Origin of the sequence: Thermotoga profunda AZM34c06 (assembly GCF_000828675.1) — a bacterium.
Taxonomy (GTDB): domain Bacteria; phylum Thermotogota; class Thermotogae; order Thermotogales; family DSM-5069; genus Pseudothermotoga_B; species Pseudothermotoga_B profunda.
In genome coordinates, this window is record NZ_AP014510.1 from 668,108 (window position 1) to 685,578 (window position 17,471).

Annotated in this window: 16 protein-coding genes and 1 tRNA gene; 9 read left to right on the forward strand and 8 right to left on the reverse strand. The window is 39.0% G+C overall.

The window, feature by feature from the left end; genetic code table 11:
* Position 1: 1 nt before the first annotated feature.
* The 4 genes from tilS to TSP02S_RS03215 are packed head-to-tail and all read left to right on the forward strand — an operon-like array spanning position 2 to position 5,021.
* Positions 2-1,339: a tRNA lysidine(34) synthetase TilS gene (tilS, locus tag TSP02S_RS03200; protein WP_041081815.1), complete on the forward strand. Its 1,338-nt coding sequence runs from the start codon at positions 2-4 to the stop codon at positions 1,337-1,339.
* A complete protein-coding gene (gene ftsH, locus TSP02S_RS03205; RefSeq protein WP_041081817.1) occupies positions 1,336-3,216 on the forward strand; it encodes an ATP-dependent zinc metalloprotease FtsH in 1,881 nt (626 codons plus the stop codon). The genes tilS and ftsH overlap by 4 nt, the downstream gene beginning before the upstream one ends.
* The gene (locus TSP02S_RS03210; protein WP_041081819.1) at positions 3,173-3,574 is read left to right on the forward strand and encodes a thioesterase family protein; all 402 of its coding nucleotides are present in this window, start codon (positions 3,173-3,175) and stop codon (positions 3,572-3,574) included. The genes ftsH and TSP02S_RS03210 overlap by 44 nt, the downstream gene beginning before the upstream one ends.
* Complete coding sequence (locus TSP02S_RS03215; protein ID WP_070104614.1) at positions 3,558-5,021, forward strand: B12-binding domain-containing radical SAM protein; 1,464 nt, start codon at positions 3,558-3,560, stop codon at positions 5,019-5,021. The genes TSP02S_RS03210 and TSP02S_RS03215 overlap by 17 nt, the downstream gene beginning before the upstream one ends.
* Here TSP02S_RS03215 and TSP02S_RS03220 read toward each other — a convergent pair.
* The gene (locus TSP02S_RS03220; protein WP_041081820.1) at positions 4,988-6,223 is read right to left on the reverse strand and encodes a patatin-like phospholipase family protein; all 1,236 of its coding nucleotides are present in this window, start codon (positions 6,221-6,223) and stop codon (positions 4,988-4,990) included. The genes TSP02S_RS03215 and TSP02S_RS03220 overlap by 34 nt on opposite strands.
* Before the next feature lie 74 nt (positions 6,224-6,297).
* Here TSP02S_RS03220 and TSP02S_RS03225 point away from each other — a divergent pair.
* Positions 6,298-6,374, forward strand: a tRNA-Thr gene (locus tag TSP02S_RS03225).
* Between the two features lies 1 nt (position 6,375).
* On the opposite strand, the gene TSP02S_RS03230 is transcribed toward TSP02S_RS03225, so the two are convergent.
* Genes TSP02S_RS03230 through TSP02S_RS03260 form a run of 7 tightly spaced genes read right to left on the reverse strand, consistent with a single transcriptional unit; the run spans position 6,376 to position 13,974 of the window.
* Positions 6,376-7,725, reverse strand: coding sequence for an amidohydrolase (locus TSP02S_RS03230; RefSeq protein WP_041081823.1), 1,350 nt, complete (start codon positions 7,723-7,725; stop codon positions 6,376-6,378).
* Between the two features lie 6 nt (positions 7,726-7,731).
* Positions 7,732-9,609, reverse strand: coding sequence for an ATP-binding protein (locus TSP02S_RS03235; RefSeq protein WP_041081824.1), 1,878 nt, complete (start codon positions 9,607-9,609; stop codon positions 7,732-7,734).
* Complete coding sequence (locus TSP02S_RS03240) at positions 9,606-10,358, reverse strand: hypothetical protein (protein ID WP_052465293.1); 753 nt, start codon at positions 10,356-10,358, stop codon at positions 9,606-9,608. Before TSP02S_RS03240 ends, TSP02S_RS03235 begins: the two co-directional genes overlap by 4 nt.
* Before the next feature lie 2 nt (positions 10,359-10,360).
* Positions 10,361-11,287 (reverse strand): tRNA pseudouridine(55) synthase TruB, encoded by a 927-nt coding sequence (gene truB / locus TSP02S_RS03245; protein ID WP_041081826.1) that lies wholly within the window; start codon positions 11,285-11,287, stop codon positions 10,361-10,363.
* Positions 11,284-11,643 (reverse strand): 30S ribosome-binding factor RbfA, encoded by a 360-nt coding sequence (rbfA, locus tag TSP02S_RS03250; RefSeq protein WP_041081828.1) that lies wholly within the window; start codon positions 11,641-11,643, stop codon positions 11,284-11,286. Before rbfA ends, truB begins: the two co-directional genes overlap by 4 nt.
* On the reverse strand, positions 11,644-12,507 hold the full coding sequence (locus tag TSP02S_RS03255) for an HDOD domain-containing protein (protein ID WP_041081830.1): 864 nt from the start codon (positions 12,505-12,507) through the stop codon (positions 11,644-11,646).
* A 3-nt stretch (positions 12,508-12,510) separates the two neighbouring features.
* Positions 12,511-13,974, reverse strand: coding sequence for a sensor histidine kinase (locus TSP02S_RS03260; RefSeq protein ID WP_052465468.1), 1,464 nt, complete (start codon positions 13,972-13,974; stop codon positions 12,511-12,513).
* A 143-nt stretch (positions 13,975-14,117) separates the two neighbouring features.
* On the opposite strand from TSP02S_RS03260, the gene TSP02S_RS03265 reads away from it, so the two are divergent.
* From TSP02S_RS03265 to TSP02S_RS03280, 4 genes are read left to right on the forward strand one after another with little or no spacing between them, the layout of a single operon-like run.
* Positions 14,118-14,897 carry a mechanosensitive ion channel family protein gene (locus TSP02S_RS03265; RefSeq protein WP_041081833.1) on the forward strand — a complete coding sequence of 260 codons (780 nt, stop codon included), beginning with the start codon at positions 14,118-14,120 and terminating at the stop codon, positions 14,895-14,897.
* A 2-nt stretch (positions 14,898-14,899) separates the two neighbouring features.
* Positions 14,900-15,466 (forward strand): 3'-5' exonuclease, encoded by a 567-nt coding sequence (locus TSP02S_RS03270; RefSeq protein WP_144380710.1) that lies wholly within the window; start codon positions 14,900-14,902, stop codon positions 15,464-15,466.
* On the forward strand, positions 15,460-16,698 hold the full coding sequence (locus tag TSP02S_RS03275; RefSeq protein ID WP_041081835.1) for a PhoH family protein: 1,239 nt from the start codon (positions 15,460-15,462) through the stop codon (positions 16,696-16,698). Before TSP02S_RS03270 ends, TSP02S_RS03275 begins: the two co-directional genes overlap by 7 nt.
* A gap of 11 nt (positions 16,699-16,709) precedes the next feature.
* Positions 16,710-17,471, forward strand: a complete 762-nt coding sequence (locus TSP02S_RS03280; RefSeq protein ID WP_041081837.1) for an ABC transporter ATP-binding protein — start codon at positions 16,710-16,712, stop codon at positions 17,469-17,471.

Consider the following 17,471-nt stretch of genomic DNA (forward strand, 5'->3'; position numbering starts at 1 on the left):
TGTGCCTCTTGACCAATTTGAACTTAAAGTTCTCAAGTTTATTGAAAATCACCAACTGATTACACCCAATTCGAGAGTTTTAGTAGCCCTTTCTGGTGGTATAGATTCTGTAAGCCTCTTACATGTGCTGATAAAACTTCGCAAGTTTCTAAAGATCGAGTTATGTGCGGCTCATTTAAATCATATGATTCGCGAGAGTGCCTTAAGAGACGAAGAGTTTGTAAAGGATCTTTGCAACAAATTGAGTGTGAAACTTTACATAGATAGGGTAGATGTGCCAGCTTTTTGTGCCAAAAAAAAGATCGGCATAGAAGAAGGAGCCAGAATTCTACGCTACGAGTTCTTTGAAAGGGTTTTGCGAGAATCCGGCTCTGATCTTCTGGCTCTTGGTCACAACTTGAACGATCTTGCTGAGACTATCTTATATAGATTGGCAAGAGGTACGAGTTTCACAGGTCTTGTGTGCATGTATCCAAAAGATGGGTATAAAATCAGGCCGTTTTTGTATTTCAAAAGACAGCAAATTGAGTCGTATGCAAAACAAAATTTTATCTCACACGTTGAAGATGAGACAAATCTCGATACATCATACACGAGAAATTATATACGCCACAGAATACTACCACTGCTGAAGAACTTGAATGATGACGTAGAAAATACACTTAGACAAATCCATTTTTCCGCCATTTTGCTTAAAGATCACATTTCTGGTATCTTGGAAAGATACGCAGATAGAATACATAACTTTCAAAATAGGATTATTCTCGACTTAGATGGGATGGACAAATTTGAAATAGTGGAGATGATCAAATTTTGTCTTGAAAAATTTCATGTACAGATTAATTACAGGCAAATAGATCGGATAGTATCGAGTTTAGATAAGAGTTCATGGGCCGTTGATTTAACCAAAGAGATCAGAGTGAGCAAAGGTTTTGAATTCATCAGTATTGAGACAAAACGCCCCTTTGTTGAGGAGCTACAAATTTCATTCGAGGGAACGTACAATTTCAATGGATGGATCTTTGAACTTTCAAGAGAGATCAAATCAGATGATTATATCTTTGTCGATCCACATTATACGATCATAAGAACGCGCAAGAAAGGAGACAGGGTATTCAACGAGAAACTGAAAGACATTTTTATAGATTCAAGAGTACCACAATTTTTGAGGGATGAAATACCTATAGTTTGTATCCAAAACCAGATAATTTGGGTTCCTGGTGTTTATCTAAACAATAGTTTTAGAGAAAAGAAAAATAATCTTCTTGTTTTGAATTTGCTGAATGATCCATACAGTTGTATACTTAAAGAGAGAAGTGAAAGGAGGAAAAAAGTTTGAACGGAAATCGTCCAAATTATATATCGTTGATATTCGCAGCATTGGTTATACTCTCGCTTTTCTGGCTTGTAAGATCTTTTTATTTTGAGAGCTCAACACCTTCGAAAATGAGTTTCAGTGATTTCATACAAATGTCATATGAAGAACCCACAAAGATCGCTGAAGTGGTTATAAGGGATGACGGTATGCTTAGAGTAACGACTAAACGTGGTGAGTATTACGAAATATACGCACCTTGGTTCAGCCAAGATTCCGCGACCATAAAAGTTCTCAGTGAAAAAGGCGTACGGGTGACTGGTGAAAAAGGTGTAAGTAGCTCTTTCTGGATCAATGTCGTTGGAAATGTGATTTTTATCGGTTTTCTGCTGTTTATGTTCTTTTTCATGATGAGGACAATCTCTGGCAGGAATAATCAAGCTTTCACTTTTACAAAGAGTAGAGCCCAGATGAGTAGACCCGGTCAAGGTCGTGTCACTTTTAACGATGTTGCTGGCGTAGATGAAGCGATAGAAGAGTTAAAAGAAACCGTTCTATTTTTAAAGGATCCCAACCGATTTGCAAAGATTGGAGCGAGGATGCCTAAGGGTATACTTTTAGTTGGGCCACCTGGTACGGGTAAGACCTTGCTTGCCAGAGCCGTTGCAGGAGAAGCCAACGTCCCATTTTTCCACATAAGCGGCTCTGACTTCGTAGAACTCTTTGTTGGAGTAGGTGCGGCTCGTGTTCGTGACTTATTTAGTCAAGCTAAGATGAATTCACCCTGCATAGTATTCATAGACGAAATAGATGCCGTTGGAAGACACAGAGGCGCAGGTCTCGGTGGGGGCCATGATGAAAGAGAGCAAACCCTGAACCAGTTGCTCGTAGAAATGGATGGATTTGATATTAGACAGGGAATAGTTGTAATGGCTGCCACAAATAGACCAGACATCCTTGACCCTGCTCTGCTGAGACCTGGGAGATTTGATAAAAAAGTGGTTTTGGACACGCCGGATGTGAAAGGAAGAGAGGCGATTCTCAAGATTCACATAAGAAACAAGCCTTTGGCAGAAGATGTAGATGTGAAAGTTTTAGCACAGAGGACAACGGGATTTGTTGGCGCAGATCTTGAAAATCTTGTAAATGAAGCCGCACTATTAGCCGCAAGAGATGGCAGGGAAAAGATAGCAATGGCTGATTTCGAAGAAGCCATAGATCGAGTCATAGCTGGTCCAGCGAGAAAATCACGTGTGATAAGTCAAAGAGAGAAAAGAATAGTTGCATATCATGAAGTTGGACATGCTATTGTGTCAAGCCTATTACCAAATGCCGATCCTGTTCATAGAATATCCATCATTCCGAGAGGCTACAGGGCGCTTGGTTATACACTTCAATTGCCTGCAGAAGATCGTTATCTTGTCACCAAACAAGAACTTCTGGATCAGATAACCAGTCTCCTTGGAGGAAGGGCCGCTGAAGAACTCATTTTTCAAGAAGTCACAACTGGCGCAGCTTCAGACATTGAAAGGGCAACAGAACTTGCAAGAAGGATGGTTTGTCAGTTTGGTATGAGCGACAGACTTGGACCATTGGCATGGGGCAAATCCGAGCAAGAGATATTTCTTGGCAAAGAACTCACGAGAATGAGAAACTACAGTGAAGAAGTGGCAAGCGAGATTGATGACGAAGTGAGAAAGATGGTCAGCGAGTGCTATGACAAGGCAAAGGAGATGTTAACTAAGTATCGTAAACAACTCGATGAATTGGTTGAACTCCTTCTTGAGCGTGAAGTTCTTGAAGGTGAGGAATTGAGGAGAATCTTGAAGAGCGAACTTGGGGAGGAAATGATGAACCATGACGAACTTGGAGCAGCTACGCGGAAAGAGCAAAACAGTTGATATAGTAGTCGACGAGTCATGCCATTGGGATGAAGATCGAGAAATGAGTTTGCTTTCTCTTGCCAGTACTTCTGGTTTGAGCGCTTTGTTGTTCCACATCGCATACGATTTGATACAACCATTTTTATCCCAAGACGAGATTTCGGTTGTTGTAGAAGCAAATATTCGTCACATCACGCCAATACATGTTTCAGAAAGGCTCGCAGTTGGTGTCAAGGTGATTGATGTTGTAGATAACAAGATCAAGCTGCGTGGGGTTATCATGAAGGGCGAGACGAAGATATTGGAAGCAGAATTTATCAGAGCAGTAATCTCCAGGAACTATCTCAGGAGGACTTCTATTGAGAAGACCTCGTGATGCAAAATCCTTCAGTGAATTCAATGCTGTTAGGGAATTCAAACTGAGCGAAAAAGTTGTAGAGCACATAAATCTTGAGGGCGACCTAAGGGTTGCCCTTATTTTTCCAAATACATACCAAGTTGCAGCTTCGAGCCTTGGCTTTAATCTGGTATGGAAGTGGTTCAACAAAATCCCACAGGTGAGGTGTGAAAGGTTTTTTCTCCACAAGAGCTTCAGCAAGTTTTATTCATTGGACACACAAACACCACTCGATGAATTTCCCATCTGGGCTTTTGTGATGCACTTTGAAAATGACTTTCTCAATGTACTCTGGCTTTTGAAAAAGAAAGCTGTACCCATCTTCAATACTGAGAGGAGAAGCTTTGACCCTCTGATTGTTTTTGGAGGAGCCTTGACATACACCGATCTTCCTATCTTCAGGGTTGTGGCAGATGTTATTTTGCATGGTGATTTTGAAGCCATGATGAAAGATTTGCAGGAAATCCTCGCATACAAAGATCGAGAAAGATTAATTGAAAGAATCTCGAAGCTCAATTTTGCCACTGTACCAGTTTATGGAATAATGCCAAAGAATATCGCAATATCTGATAATATAAACATTTTAGTTCCATCAAGCCCATTGATTTGTTCAGAAGGAGAATTTGCAAATCGTCTGCTCATAGAGATAGAACGTGGATGTCCTTGGAGTTGCAATTTTTGTATGATGAGTGCGTTGAAAAAGCCAGTGAGATTTCTTGATCCTAAAATTTTCAAGGAAACACTTAAAGGTTCTAATTTTGTTGGATTGATTGCTTCCAATGTAACAGATTATCCGTGGATAGATGAAATGATACCTTTGTTCGAGGAAATGAAGTTGAAAGTTTCCTTTTCCTCACTCAGATTGGATAGATTGAACGATAGGTTCTTGAGATTCCTGAAATTGAATCAGCAGAGTTTTACGATAGCACCTGAATCATTCAATGACAAGATTCGAAGGATACTTGGTAAAAACTTCACAGACCAGCAAATATTAGACGTTCTTTTGCGAGCAAAAAAAGTGGGGTTTGATGAAGTCAAGATGTACATGATCTACGGATTAGATGAAGAGAATGAGCAAGAACTAAATCAAATTGCAGATTTTGTTGATGACGTTAAGAAAATGGGGTACAGACAGATTAAGTTGTCGTTCAATCCATTGGTTCCAAAGCGAGGCACAAAAATGGCATCACGCAAGATGCAAGATCTCAAAATTCTCAAAAGCAAGATGAGAATTCTAAGAAAACTCGTTGGTCAGAATGCCAAAATTGTTTTTGAAGATCTAATGTCATCCTACTTGCAATACCAGATAAACGGTGCAGATGAATGTAATTCCCCCGAGTTAGTAGAAAAATTCAATCTTGCATTGACCAACGATGAAAATTTTTTAAAAAATCATGGAGTAACTTCCTGCGAATGGGGTATATGACTGTTTTTGTACAAAAAGATTAGAAAATCAATTAGTTTTCTGTATCTGGTCTTATACATGATGGTATCCAAAAAGCCTGAAGGGGATGAAGCGCTCACTATAGCTTTTAGTAAATCATAAGATGTATAAACCTTTAATCTTTCAACTTTGAGAAATTTTGCCACATCTTCGAGTAACTTTCTACAGACTAACGCTGGTTCCGCAAAGGGAGATAATGTTTCCAATCTCAATCTTGGTAGAATATATTCTTCGTATTGAGCTTGTGCTGACAGGTTAACTGGTAAACGAATTCCAAGTAATGACGCTGCTATGTCTCTTTCGACCGACCTTAGATTTATGAATAATTTTTGTATAAGATCCTCATTGTCACTTATGTAATAACTCTCACCAAAGAGTTTTCCAAAATGGGCAAGAGTGTCTAAGTAACCTTCCGTTAGGTATTTTTTTGAAACCTGAGAATCAAAGGTGAGCACTGTTCCAAAATGTTCTCTTGGTCGTATGTATTCTATCCTACCCTGATTACTGAATATTCTTATGTATTCAAGTATATCGGCCACACCTATTGTACCTATATCTACCACTATGATATTCTCATAACCTCTTTCTATGGCCATCTTGACTGGTATATTACTGTACACACCACCGTCAACAAAGAGTCTACCCCCAATTTCTTCTCTTTTAAAAAGTGGAAAATTGGCACTTGATAGAATATAATCAGCCAGCATTCCTTGTGGGATTTCTTCTATGTAAAGCATATAAGGTTTCAATTCAGAAAGAGAATAAGCAACAAGACCATAGTGTACCTTTGAGGTACGTATCTTTTCTTCAGGGAGTAGGTTTTTCATTTTTTCTCTCAGAGGTGTTATATCTATTCCCCCCTCACTTATCAGTTGTTTAGCTGCATCTATTGCTTCTGGGATCGTCAGATCGGTGAATCTACCAGTTATTATTTTCTTCACGCTCTCGGGTATATCCATCACGTCTTCAAAAGTAATATCAAGCCAACTTTTCTCGGCAAATTCAAAATCACCAATTGCGATCAAAGCACCGTTGATGGCTCCAACCGATGTACCGTAAACGGCTGCAATCTCGATTCCAAGTTCATTTAGAGCCTTCCAAACCCCTATCTGATAGGCTCCTCTTCCTCCTCCACCAGAAAGAACAAGCGCCACACTTGTTGCAGCGGCAAGAACCACATTCATATTTTTCACCCACCAGGATAATTATATAAGGCTCTTGAAAAGAAAGTGTATTTCTGTTATACTGAACACTGTAAGCAGGCGTAGCTTCAAGAGGTGGAGCGCCGCCTTGGTAAGGCGGAGGGTGTGGGTTCGAGTCCCACCGCCTGCTCCATTTATTTTTTCCAGACGAGTTCACCTGAAACGTAAACTGCAATAGGATCATCTTCCAGTTTGAGAGGGTTTCTTTCATATATTGCAAAGTCAGCGAGATATCCTTGTTCGATCCTGCCTATATTATCAAACCCAGCGGCTTTTGCCCCGGCAACTGTGTAAAGTTCAATCGCTTCTCTCAAGTTGAACCCCATTTTCAAAGCCTTTTCAATCACATACTTTGGATCTTCTGGTGAGACAGGTGCATCGGTGGAAAAACTGATTTTGTAACCTTCCTTGAAAAATCTGAGAAAATCATATTTGAGGACATCGAGATCTTGAGGAATTCTTTTTTTGATTAACTCTTGGTCTTCAAAGGCAAAATGAGGTTGGATACTAAAATAACTTTTCTTCAGTAAAGGTAGATCACTTTTCCTGACAAGCTGTGCGTGAATAATCCTATTACCTGGATACTTTTGGTACACTTCAGCGACTTCGTGAACAGCAGCATCACCAATCGCATGAACAGAAAGTTGAAGATTTTTTTGACTACTTACTCTCGCAAAATTTTCTATCTGGTCGGAGTCAAGTAATTTAACACCTCTGTATTGCACTTCATCTGGATAGGGTAGACTCAAGTAGGCTGTTTTGCCACCAAGAGAACCATCTGCAAAGATTTTCACACCCTTCACATAAACTTTTTCTGTGAGGTCGCCAAAATCATCAAATTCTATTAGGTCATTTATTGTAGGAAAATAGAGTTTCTCAAAGATTCTAATTCTTGAGTTCATGAGTATTTTCTTTAATTGATCCCAGCTGATTCCATGAAGATCATCGGAATGGACAAAGGTCACTCCATGTTCGAGAAATTTCTGTTCACCTATTTTGAAAAACTTTTCGGGATTTTCATCTTTCAATTTTTCTTCTATCAGATCTAATTCATTTTCTTTGAAGATTCCGTCGTTCTTGTATATTCCAACAACACTCATCGCAGCTTTGTTCAACACCGCTATATGGCCACATCTTCTTTTGAGTATTACAGGTTTATTTATTTGATCCAATAAATTTTTATCAGGGTATCCTCCAAGAATTTGCTCACTCCAACCTCTACCTTTGATAACTGCATCGTTGCAGTTTTTTATCAGATTCAACAATTTTTCCTGCGAATCTATTTGCTCAAGATTTAGATAACCATACTTGTGACCTACACCCAATATGTGAGCATGGGAATCTACAAAACCAGGCATTAAATACATGCCCGAGAAGTCAAAAATAAGTCCAGAGGAATTTGAAACGAAGAACTTTCCTTCCACATGCAGATCTTTTTTTACAAATTCACCATTCTGGTAGACTAATACGTTTTTTAGTACCATTCTCTATCACCCATAAAGTTTTCCTTCTATTTGTTTGATTTTCTCTTCGCTAAGGGTGTAATATCCATCTTCTCTTGTACACCAAGCAGGTAGAGGGAAGCTAACGGTTATTGGTATTCTCATAAATGGCTGATCAACGATCATCTCTCCTTGTTGTAGCAACGCTGCGCGTTCTTTTTGCTCAACAGTCAGGTGTGCATATTCGGGCTTCTCTAACTCTGCTCCTTTTTGCCTTCCAACAACTGTTGTTGATGACTGAGTTATTATTCTGTAATCGACTTCGGAGGCCGTCTGTTCTGCGCCGATCATTATCACCCTGAAAGAGCGACCACGTTCTGCTATATCTCTGAACAGATTCCCAAGTGGTCCCCCACCGTGCCTTGGAGCGTATTTGTTCAGTTCATCGAGGAATATGAAGACGGGATCTTGGTCGGTTTTTTCTTCACGAGAACGCATCACTTCAACGAGTACCGCCCCAACAACAAATGATTGAACTCTTGGTCTGAGTTTTGAAATGTCTATCACGGTAACCTGGCCGGGATGATCCCAATTTATCTTGTGTTCTTCAGTGGTTCCAACTTTTGCCGAGAGAAAACTCGTAGGAATCCAAATAAGGTCCATACCAATGTTCTTGATCGATTTGAGTCTTCTTATCATAGCCATAATGGTTGATTTTCCCTTCAGCTCCTGCATCATTTTATCTGAAAATTCTTTATCTGAATCTTCTGAGAACATTTTTATCAGATCATCTATTCCTTCAGGAAGTTTGCCTTGTGCTACAATATCAAATCCATTTGCAATCGCAGTTCGAAGAATTATTTCATCGTCTGTTGTGGAAGGAAAACAAGAATTTTTATGACAAAATTTCGCTGCCTCTTCAACAGCTTTTTCAAGTCTTTCGTAGAGAAATTCTTGTACGGTGGTCACAGCAAGTTGAAGGTTTTGGTTGATCTCAAGTTCCTGTGGATCGAACATGAGTTCAAATAATCCCATTTTGAAGATATCTATACAATCCCAACCGTATGAGAAGATGTTGTCATATCTTTTATTTGACCATGGTGCCATGTTTTTCTTAGATCTTCTTGGTGCGTAAAACAAGACTTTCTCAAATGGTTTTGGTTCGATACCCATTGATTCATACATCTTTTTCCAGTGTTTTCCCTGTTCTTCCTTTTCAAGGTTTTTCCAGTCTTTTGACCATTTATCTAAGAAAAGTAACCCTTCTCCTTTGACATTGAAGATGATAAATCTCGAGCGTGATAGATATCCCATGAGTTCATTCTTTTCTCTTAACTTTTTACCTGTATCGAGGAATGATCTGACCAAAAACGTCGCATAAGAGGTTTTCGAAGCCACACCAGATTGTCCAGAGATATTTATATGTGCACCGTTTTCTCCAAGGATATATCTCACATCTACATAGGCTGGCCTTCCGTTTCTAAAAGTACCTATTGGAACAGCCATATTCTGTTTGATTAGATCGTCAAATCCAAGAGCAATGTCTATTTCTTCACCTTCAGCTATCAACACTTCCGTACCTGGTGGTGGGGGTACTTGTGGAGCGTCTGATGTCACTTTACCTTTTTCAACTCTCAACATACGCGTTGTTGTTACTGTAGCTATGTAAATTGGAAAGGCTGGTAACAAACCTTTAAGTGCTATCTCTTCTTCATAACCTGAAACAAGGCCAAAGTCCCATCGTGCATTGATTTCTGTAACTATGCCATAATAGATTATTTCACCATAAGGTTTGTACGAAAAAATGACTTTAACGACATCATCTATCTGGACCATGTGGATGGGTCGATTATTTTCTTGGTGGAGTCTGACAAAAAAATTGTACGGACTCGAACTACTTGTACCAGTTACAACTCCAATTGTCATTTCTCATCCCCCTTTTGCTGACCGAGTATGACCACTTCCAAAATACTACCAGGAGCTGCATGGAGATCTTTTGAGATAAAGACTATCTCATCGTCGAATTTCACCATGCCATTCACCTGAAAATTTTTTTCGAATGCTTTGAAAGTACCCATTGATGGTCTTGTTATTTTCTCGTCGGTTTTAACAACAAAACTTTCCAAGGCTTCTTCATTTGCTTTTTCCACAAATCCATAGATCGAAAGATTTCTACCGAGTAGTCTTGAAACTTCCCCAATTTCACCTTCTCGTATGAGTTTCCTTATCAGAGAACTACTTATTCGTCTGTTCTTTGAATCAAAAACCTCCGGGAAAACCTCGAGTTGGATTTCGCTTTCTTTGCACATTTCTCTCAATCTCGTTATATCGGCTGAAGCATTTTTTCCAAACTTGAAATCCTCCCCTACTATTAAAAAAGAGCAGTTCTTTGCTATGTATTTGTCAAAAAAAACATCCGCTGGCATGTCTTTGATTTGAAGAAGGTCGAGCACATCGACTTCATCGACATATTTCGATATCTGTAGGACTCTGTCAGTCAATGGCATTATAAGACCATCAAAATCATCAAGAAAATATTCAAAGGGATAAGAAATGACATAAACTTTGCTTTTATAACCATGCTCTACCGAAGTTTTTTTCACCTTATTGAGTAGTTGTTGATGTCCTATGTGGACACCGTCAAATACTCCTATGGTTATAACGTATTCCTTCATCGTCAATTCTCCTTTAGAACTTTGATCGGTTTGAGTAATGGTTCATTCCGATTCTGTTCAATTAGAGTTCTCACAAATGTAGAATTGCGCTGTGTTTTTGCTATGCTGATTAATTGACCTTGGTAAATCACTTGTACCAAGGAGTCTTTGGGAAAGTCTTCAAAGCTTTTCAAATCTTTAACTTTGAGTGTGTTACCATGGATAATTTTTTCATAACCACAATCTCTCAGATAAACCCTTGGCATATCTAATACTCTCGACAAATCCAACAAGTTGTTGAGTATTTCTTGTTGATCGGCTTTCAAAATATCGATAGCTTTGTCGACCGTGAATGGTCCTATGGAGATCCTCCTGAGTTTCAATGTTGTTGCACCGCAACCGAGTACATAACCGATGTCCATGCATAGTGAACGTATATACGTACCAGCAGAAACATCTGCTGTGAAAGAGATGTCGTTTCCATCTATTGAGATATCTTCTATCTTGTATATCGTCACCTGTTTTGGAGGTAACCTTATTATCTTGCCTTGTCTTGCAAGTTCGTAAAGTCTTTCTCCTTTGTATTTTCTGGCACAATAAGCAGGGGGAACCTGTTTATATGTTCCAACAAAGGACTTGATTACATTCAATATTTGCTCGGTTGAACAATCAACTGATCTTTCTTCCATGACTTGCCCGGTGATATCGAAAGTATCTGTGATGATACCTAAGCGCATCTTCACACGATAGATCTTGTTGTGGTTCATCAAATATTCAAGAATTCTGGTTCCATTGCCAATTCCAATTATCAACAATCCGCTTGCAAATGGATCGAGAGTTCCTGCGTGCCCAATTTTTTCGATTTTCAATCTCTTTCTGACCTCATTAACGATGTCATGTGAAGTTGGGCCTTCGGGTTTGTCCACCAGCAGGACTCCAGATTTGTTCACTCGGTTTTCTCCTCCTTGATTTTGTTCAAAATCTCTTGTATTCTCACACTTGCTTCTATACCAGGATCTTCTTTGAATCTCACCTGAGGAGCTGTGTACAAATCTAAGTTGTTGGCTAAATACGTTCTGAAATATCCTTTGATCTTGTTCAGGTACTCGACAGTTTTGATGCGCTCATCTTTGTCTCCCATAACACTCACATAGACATCGGCAAATCTTTTGTCATTTGATAATTCTGAGCGAGAGATAGTTATCAACAAATCTTTCAATTTGGGATCTTTTGCTTCACGAAGTGCTTCGGTTATGAGTTTTGTGATTTCAGATTCCAACATAGCCTTTCTGTAGTCAGGTCTCATTTAGGACACCTCCTGTTCTATTTTCAAGAAATCTTCGGCTTCTGCTAAGCGAATTTTTAGCTTATCTGCCAAATTTGTCAAGAAGCTTGGTTTTATTCCCAATACATTCAACGCGAAAGGTGAGAGCGTTAAGCCACCATATGTGTAAGAATCGCCATATCTCATCAAATTCACGAGAAAGTCAACTATATGAACAATTGCTACTACATCTGAGTAAACAGATTCTGAAAAATTATTTGGTGTATGATGACCACTCGCCGAATGAACAACGATCTCGGGAAGGTTCCACTTTTCTATCATTTTGCCACTGATGATAGAATGATTTGGCAAGTTCAGTCTATCTTCTGCCTGTGTGAAAGAAATCTGCAAAGTCTTTGTGAGCTTTGTAACAGCACCAAAGGCTTCAGGAAATATATAGTCAAGTGCTACTTTTCCTATATCGTGTAACAATCCCGATATGAACAGTTCTTCTTTGTTGGGATATCCCACCATCTGTGCCAGAAGTTCACATCCTACTGCGGCACCTATGAAATGTTTCCACAGTTGATAATGATCGATGGTAGAACGTCTCTTGTTCTTGAGAACAGAATTGTATGTGAAAACACTCAAAGCTATGTTTCTCACAGTTTTGAAACCAAGGATCATTATAGCCTCGTTCAGTACAGCTATTTTGCGTGGAAGACCATAATAAGCTGAATTCACTAACTTCAATATGCGAACCGTTAGACTCGCATCCAATTTGATGACTTCTGCGAGATCTTTCGCAGACGCATCTGGATCTGATGCGACTGATACAATTCTTTGAACAATTGGATCTGGTGTTGGAAGTTCATCTATCTTTACCAAGATATCCTGTAACTCCATTTTTCACTCTCCCAAGGGTAACTGAACATAGAACACACTTCCATCGTTGACTTTACTCTCTAACCAAATCCTTCCACCGTGTAACTCAACGATTTCTTTTGTTATCGTCAATCCTATTCCAGCACCTTCCGTTCTATAATCGAGTGCCGAGCCCACCCTGAAGAATTTCTCAAAAACCTTTTGTTGGTATTCCTCTGGTATACCTATTCCATTATCAGAGATTGAAATTATAACAAACGCATTATCAATTTTCGTCGAGATCTTCACAAATTTGTCATTTCCATTTTCTTTAGAATATTTCACACCATTGCTTACAAGGTTGATCAGCACCTGTCTGATTCTCTTTCTATCTGCGAGTATGAAGATCGGTTCACTTACATCGCATTCAAGTCTTACATTTTTGCTTTTTGCAAATTCTGTCATCGACTGTATAACTTCTTGGATGAGTTCTGCCAAGTTGAATTTTGTTTTTTCAAGGCTCATGGCTTTCTGTTCGATCTTGGCAAAATCAAGGAGTTCGTCGAGTAAACTCTCCAAGTGCAAACTCTCTTTGTACACAATCTGAAGAAAGTCATTGAGAATGTCTTTATCAAGATCGCTCAAACTCGAGAGCATTGTTTCTGAATAGGCTTTAATTGCTGCGAGTGGTGTTCTGAGTTCATGGGATATACTTGCAACGAAATCTGTTTTTAGTTTGTCGATCGCTTTGAGCCGTTCCAGTTCTTTGGTATTTGTCACATCCGTAATGGACAACAGTACCTGTGTCTCACCTTCATATTCGATCTTCTCTGCGATTAATGAGTAAAAAGTTCCTTCTGATTCAATCTCGCTCACCTGTCGAGAATTAGTTGCTAACACATTTTTTGCAACTTTTTCTATCGCATCAGTTAATTTTGATTCCTTTTCACGTTGTAAGTACTGTATATTTGAAAAGATTGGTTTTAGCTGAGAATCGAGAACGACTACTATCTGTGGAAAGGAATTGAATATCCGCTGCATGTAATTCATGGTTTCTTCAACTACTGCATGTTGTTTTTCAAGTGATTTGTACAGATCGAGGTTTTCAAGTACTACTGATGAAAGAAACGCAAGGGTACGGATTAGTTCAAAAATTTCAAAGACCGGCTCTTCATTTGTCGCTGCAAGCAAGACACCAAGAACTCTATTGGTTTTTACTAATGGGAATATCAAGATCGTTGATTGGCCCTTTACCAAGGAAGTTGGCGACATTTTCTCAACAGACCATTTGATCATGTCGAGTAAATCCTGTTCAAGTGATATGTTGCTCGAATCGGATTTTCTCAAATTAAAATCCTTATCCAGTATAGCCACCCATTGACAATTGACGAATTTCTGGACAATCTTTATGAGAGAAAGAAGGAGTGACTCTGGGTCCTTTGCATTGCTCGATTCTCTTATAAAACTCGAAATAAATGTGTGAATTCTATTTGTGGACATCTGTGGCATCATTGTGGATTGTTCATCCTCCCTATATTGAAAAACAGTCAGAGATACTGATATTTATTATAACTCAGAATTCAGATCAAATGAGATTCAAGATTCCATATAGTACAATTTAATAGATAATAAGACTAAGGAGGATCAAGAAAATGTCCAAGGAATTTATTCTACGAGTCGTTAATTCTGTGATATCAGTTGCAATCAGTTACATTGTTTATCGTGTTTTATATGGAATGATAATCAAGAGTACTGAAAAGCTTGGTAAAGAGTTCAAGATGAAGAACACTGTCAAGTTGATCCTTGGAACAATTATAACACTGATTGTTCTAATGGTTCTTTTGAATATCTGGCACATAAGTTTGTTACCTTACCTGACAGCTTTTGGTGTGACTGGATTTATAGTTGGTCTGGCTTTTCAAGAACCTTTGTCAAATCTCATGTCAGGAATCTTAGTGTTAATCACGAGAAAATTGAAAGAAGGGGATGTAATAGAAATAGACGGTACAATCGGGATAGTGGAAGTTGTTAATTACAATCACACCATCTTGAAGACTTTTGACGGGAAGAGTGTTATCATTCCTAACAGGCAGGTCTGGAGTGAGAAAGTAACCAATTATTGGCCTGGACCGGTCAGAAGGCTGTCGATGAAGGTCTCGGTGGCATACAATTCGGATTTAACGAAGGTACTTGAAATACTCAAAAAATGTGTTGACGAAGAGCCATTTGTTGAAAAACAAAATGTCAGTAATTCCATAGTTTTCAGTGGATTTAATAGTTCTTCAATTGATTTTGAGTTACTTTTTTGGGTCAAAAGGGAGAATTATTTTGATGCTTTGAACGCACTCGCACAAAGAATAAAGAAAGAATTCGAAATGCAGGGAATTACCATTCCATTTCCACAGATTGATGTACACGTGAAAGGAAGGTAAACTTGAACCTACGTGATAGACTTTTTTGTGTGATGGATACTGAAACAACTGGTACTGATCCTTTGGGTGGCGACAGGATTATTGAAATTGCCATAGTTCCTGTTTACAAGCAGAAAATTTTGTACAGATCTATATATAGTTCGCTTGTCAATCCAAAGATAAAAATACCTGCTGTTGTTGAGAGGGTTCATAAAATAAGCAATCAAGATATAGAAAATGCCCCTGTGATCGATGAGGTATTTGAAAAAATGAGAACCTTCATGAGAAAATCCATTATGGTTTTTCACAGAGCCGAATTTGATCTGACTTTTGTAGATATCTCAGCCAAAGAGATAGGTATTTTCCCTCCTACAGTTAACTACATAGACACACGCGAGATGTCAATGGTTTTGTTCGGAGAGAAAAAAACCCTTGGTTGGCTTGCGCAGAAATTTGGATATGAAAAACCAACTCACAGAGCTTTGGACGATGCACTTGTGACTGCTAAGGTATTTATAAAGATGCTGAATCAACTCACCGAGCCACAGGTTTTAGAACTTCTTCATAATTGGAGGGGACAGGAATGGTGAAGAACTTTGTTCTTGATACCAACGTTTTGATCCATGATCCTCATGCTATATATTCCTTTGAAGATAACAACATCGTACTGCCTTTGCCGGTACTGGAAGAGTTGGACAAACTCAAAAGAAGGTCCGATTCTGTTGGTAGATCAGCAAGAGAAGTTATAAGAGAGTTGGACAAACTCAGGACGATGGGCGATCTTTCAAAGGGTATAAAACTGTCGAGTGGTGGTTCTATCAGTGTAATGACGATAACAGACGGTCGCAGGGAAGCACCAGAATTTTTGTTTGAAAAATATCTTGATAACTGGATCTTAGCTTATGTTTTGAGACTTGGAAGAACTTCCTCTATACCAACTATTCTTGTCAGTAAGGATATAAGTCTCAGAGTGAAGGCTTCGGCACTCGGTATATTAGCTCAGGATTATTTAACAGATAGATCAGATCTCGCTTCTCTGCCTACGGGATACAGAGAGTTGAATCAGCAAATCGAAGAAGGTCAAACAGTTGATACAAGAGAAAATGAATACATCAAGGCAGTTAATGGATATTTCAAAGTGAAAAACAAATCTGCGAAAAGGCTCTCGATAGATCAATCTACTGTTGTATGGGGGATAAGCCCTTTGAATGAGCAACAGTTGTTTGCAATGGATGCTTTGCTTGATGATGAAGTGAATCTGGTAACACTCGTTGGGATAGCAGGTACCGGTAAAACTTTAATAACTCTTGCCTGCGCACTTGAGAAAACTTTGAAGGAAAAGAAATATAAAAAAATCATAGTTACACGTGCCTTGATTCCGATGGGTAAAGATGTTGGATACCTTCCAGGTTCATTGGAAGAAAAACTCGAGCCATGGATGCAACCAGTTATGGACAATCTTGAGTTTCTTTTTGACTGTGTTCAAATGAGTCTCAAAGAATTTCTGAAGAGAGAAATAATGGAATTGAGCGCACTGAGTTTCATAAGAGGACGGAGTATACCGGATCAATATATCATCGTTGATGAGGCACAAAACTTGACACCACATGAGGTAAAAACAATACTCACAAGAGCCGGGAAAGATACAAAAATCGTACTCCTTGGTGATCCATACCAAATCGACACGCCATATCTTGACAAAGACAGCAATGGACTTGTCTATGCTGCTTCTAAATTGATTGGAGATCCATTGGTCGCACACATCACCCTTACCAAGGGAGAAAGATCGAAGCTCGCGACTTTGGCAGCGGAGAGATTATAGGAGGCAATGACATGAGTATTACTATTGAAGCAAGGAATTTGGTCAAGGAATTTGGTAATTTCAGAGCAGTTAATGGTGTGAATCTGTCGATAAATCAAGGTGAAATCTACGGCTTTCTGGGACCAAATGGTGCTGGAAAAACAACGACGATAAGAATGCTTACAGGTACACTAAAACCAACCTATGGGGAGATCAAGATACTTGGTCTTGATCTGAGTAAAAAAGAGATAGAGATAAAAAGTCGAATTGGCGTTGTTCCAGATGAACCAAGGATATATCCGAATTTAAGAGGATTTGAATTCCTTGATTTTGTAATTGAGATCTACAAGTTGAATAGGAAAAAGATCAAAGAGCGAATCAACGAATTGTGTGAAGTATTTGGAGTGAATTATCTTGATAAAACAATCTCTGACATGTCACATGGTATGAAGCAAAAACTCTATCTGGTGAGTGTTTTGATGAGAAAACCGGAAATATTATTTCTTGACGAACCAACGGTAGGGTTAGATGCGAAATCGGCAAAGATTTTAAAAATGCTTCTACAAAAATATTCTTCTGAGGGCAGTACAGTTTTCATGACTACTCATGTTCTTGAGATTGCAGAAAAGATGTGTACAAGAATAGGAATAATCAACAAAGGTACGCTCATAGCAGAGGGGACCTTAGCCGAATTGAGAAGTGTCGCAAACAAAACTCAAGCAAGCCTTGAAGACATCTTTCTCCAGTTAACTGCCGATGGCGAAGATATCGAAGCTATCGTAAAGGAGCTTTGA

What these genes read in the sequence shown, in the direction of transcription:
- TSP02S_RS03210 (WP_041081819.1), top strand. Translation starts at nt 3,173, where the DNA reads ATGACGAACTTGGAGCAGCTACGCGGAAAGAGCAAAACAGTTGATATA.
- TSP02S_RS03220 (WP_041081820.1), bottom strand. Translation starts at nt 6,223, where the DNA reads ATGAATGTGGTTCTTGCCGCTGCAACAAGTGTGGCGCTTGTTCTTTCT.
- TSP02S_RS03230 (WP_041081823.1), bottom strand. Translation starts at nt 7,725, where the DNA reads ATGGTACTAAAAAACGTATTAGTCTACCAGAATGGTGAATTTGTAAAA.
- TSP02S_RS03235 (WP_041081824.1), bottom strand. Translation starts at nt 9,609, where the DNA reads ATGACAATTGGAGTTGTAACTGGTACAAGTAGTTCGAGTCCGTACAAT.
- TSP02S_RS03240 (WP_052465293.1), bottom strand. Translation starts at nt 10,358, where the DNA reads ATGAAGGAATACGTTATAACCATAGGAGTATTTGACGGTGTCCACATA.
- rbfA (WP_041081828.1), bottom strand. Translation starts at nt 11,643, where the DNA reads ATGAGACCTGACTACAGAAAGGCTATGTTGGAATCTGAAATCACAAAA.
- TSP02S_RS03255 (WP_041081830.1), bottom strand. Translation starts at nt 12,507, where the DNA reads ATGGAGTTACAGGATATCTTGGTAAAGATAGATGAACTTCCAACACCA.
- TSP02S_RS03260 (WP_052465468.1), bottom strand. Translation starts at nt 13,974, where the DNA reads ATGCCACAGATGTCCACAAATAGAATTCACACATTTATTTCGAGTTTT.
- TSP02S_RS03265 (WP_041081833.1), top strand. Translation starts at nt 14,118, where the DNA reads ATGTCCAAGGAATTTATTCTACGAGTCGTTAATTCTGTGATATCAGTT.
- TSP02S_RS03275 (WP_041081835.1), top strand. Translation starts at nt 15,460, where the DNA reads ATGGTGAAGAACTTTGTTCTTGATACCAACGTTTTGATCCATGATCCT.
- TSP02S_RS03280 (WP_041081837.1), top strand. Translation starts at nt 16,710, where the DNA reads ATGAGTATTACTATTGAAGCAAGGAATTTGGTCAAGGAATTTGGTAAT.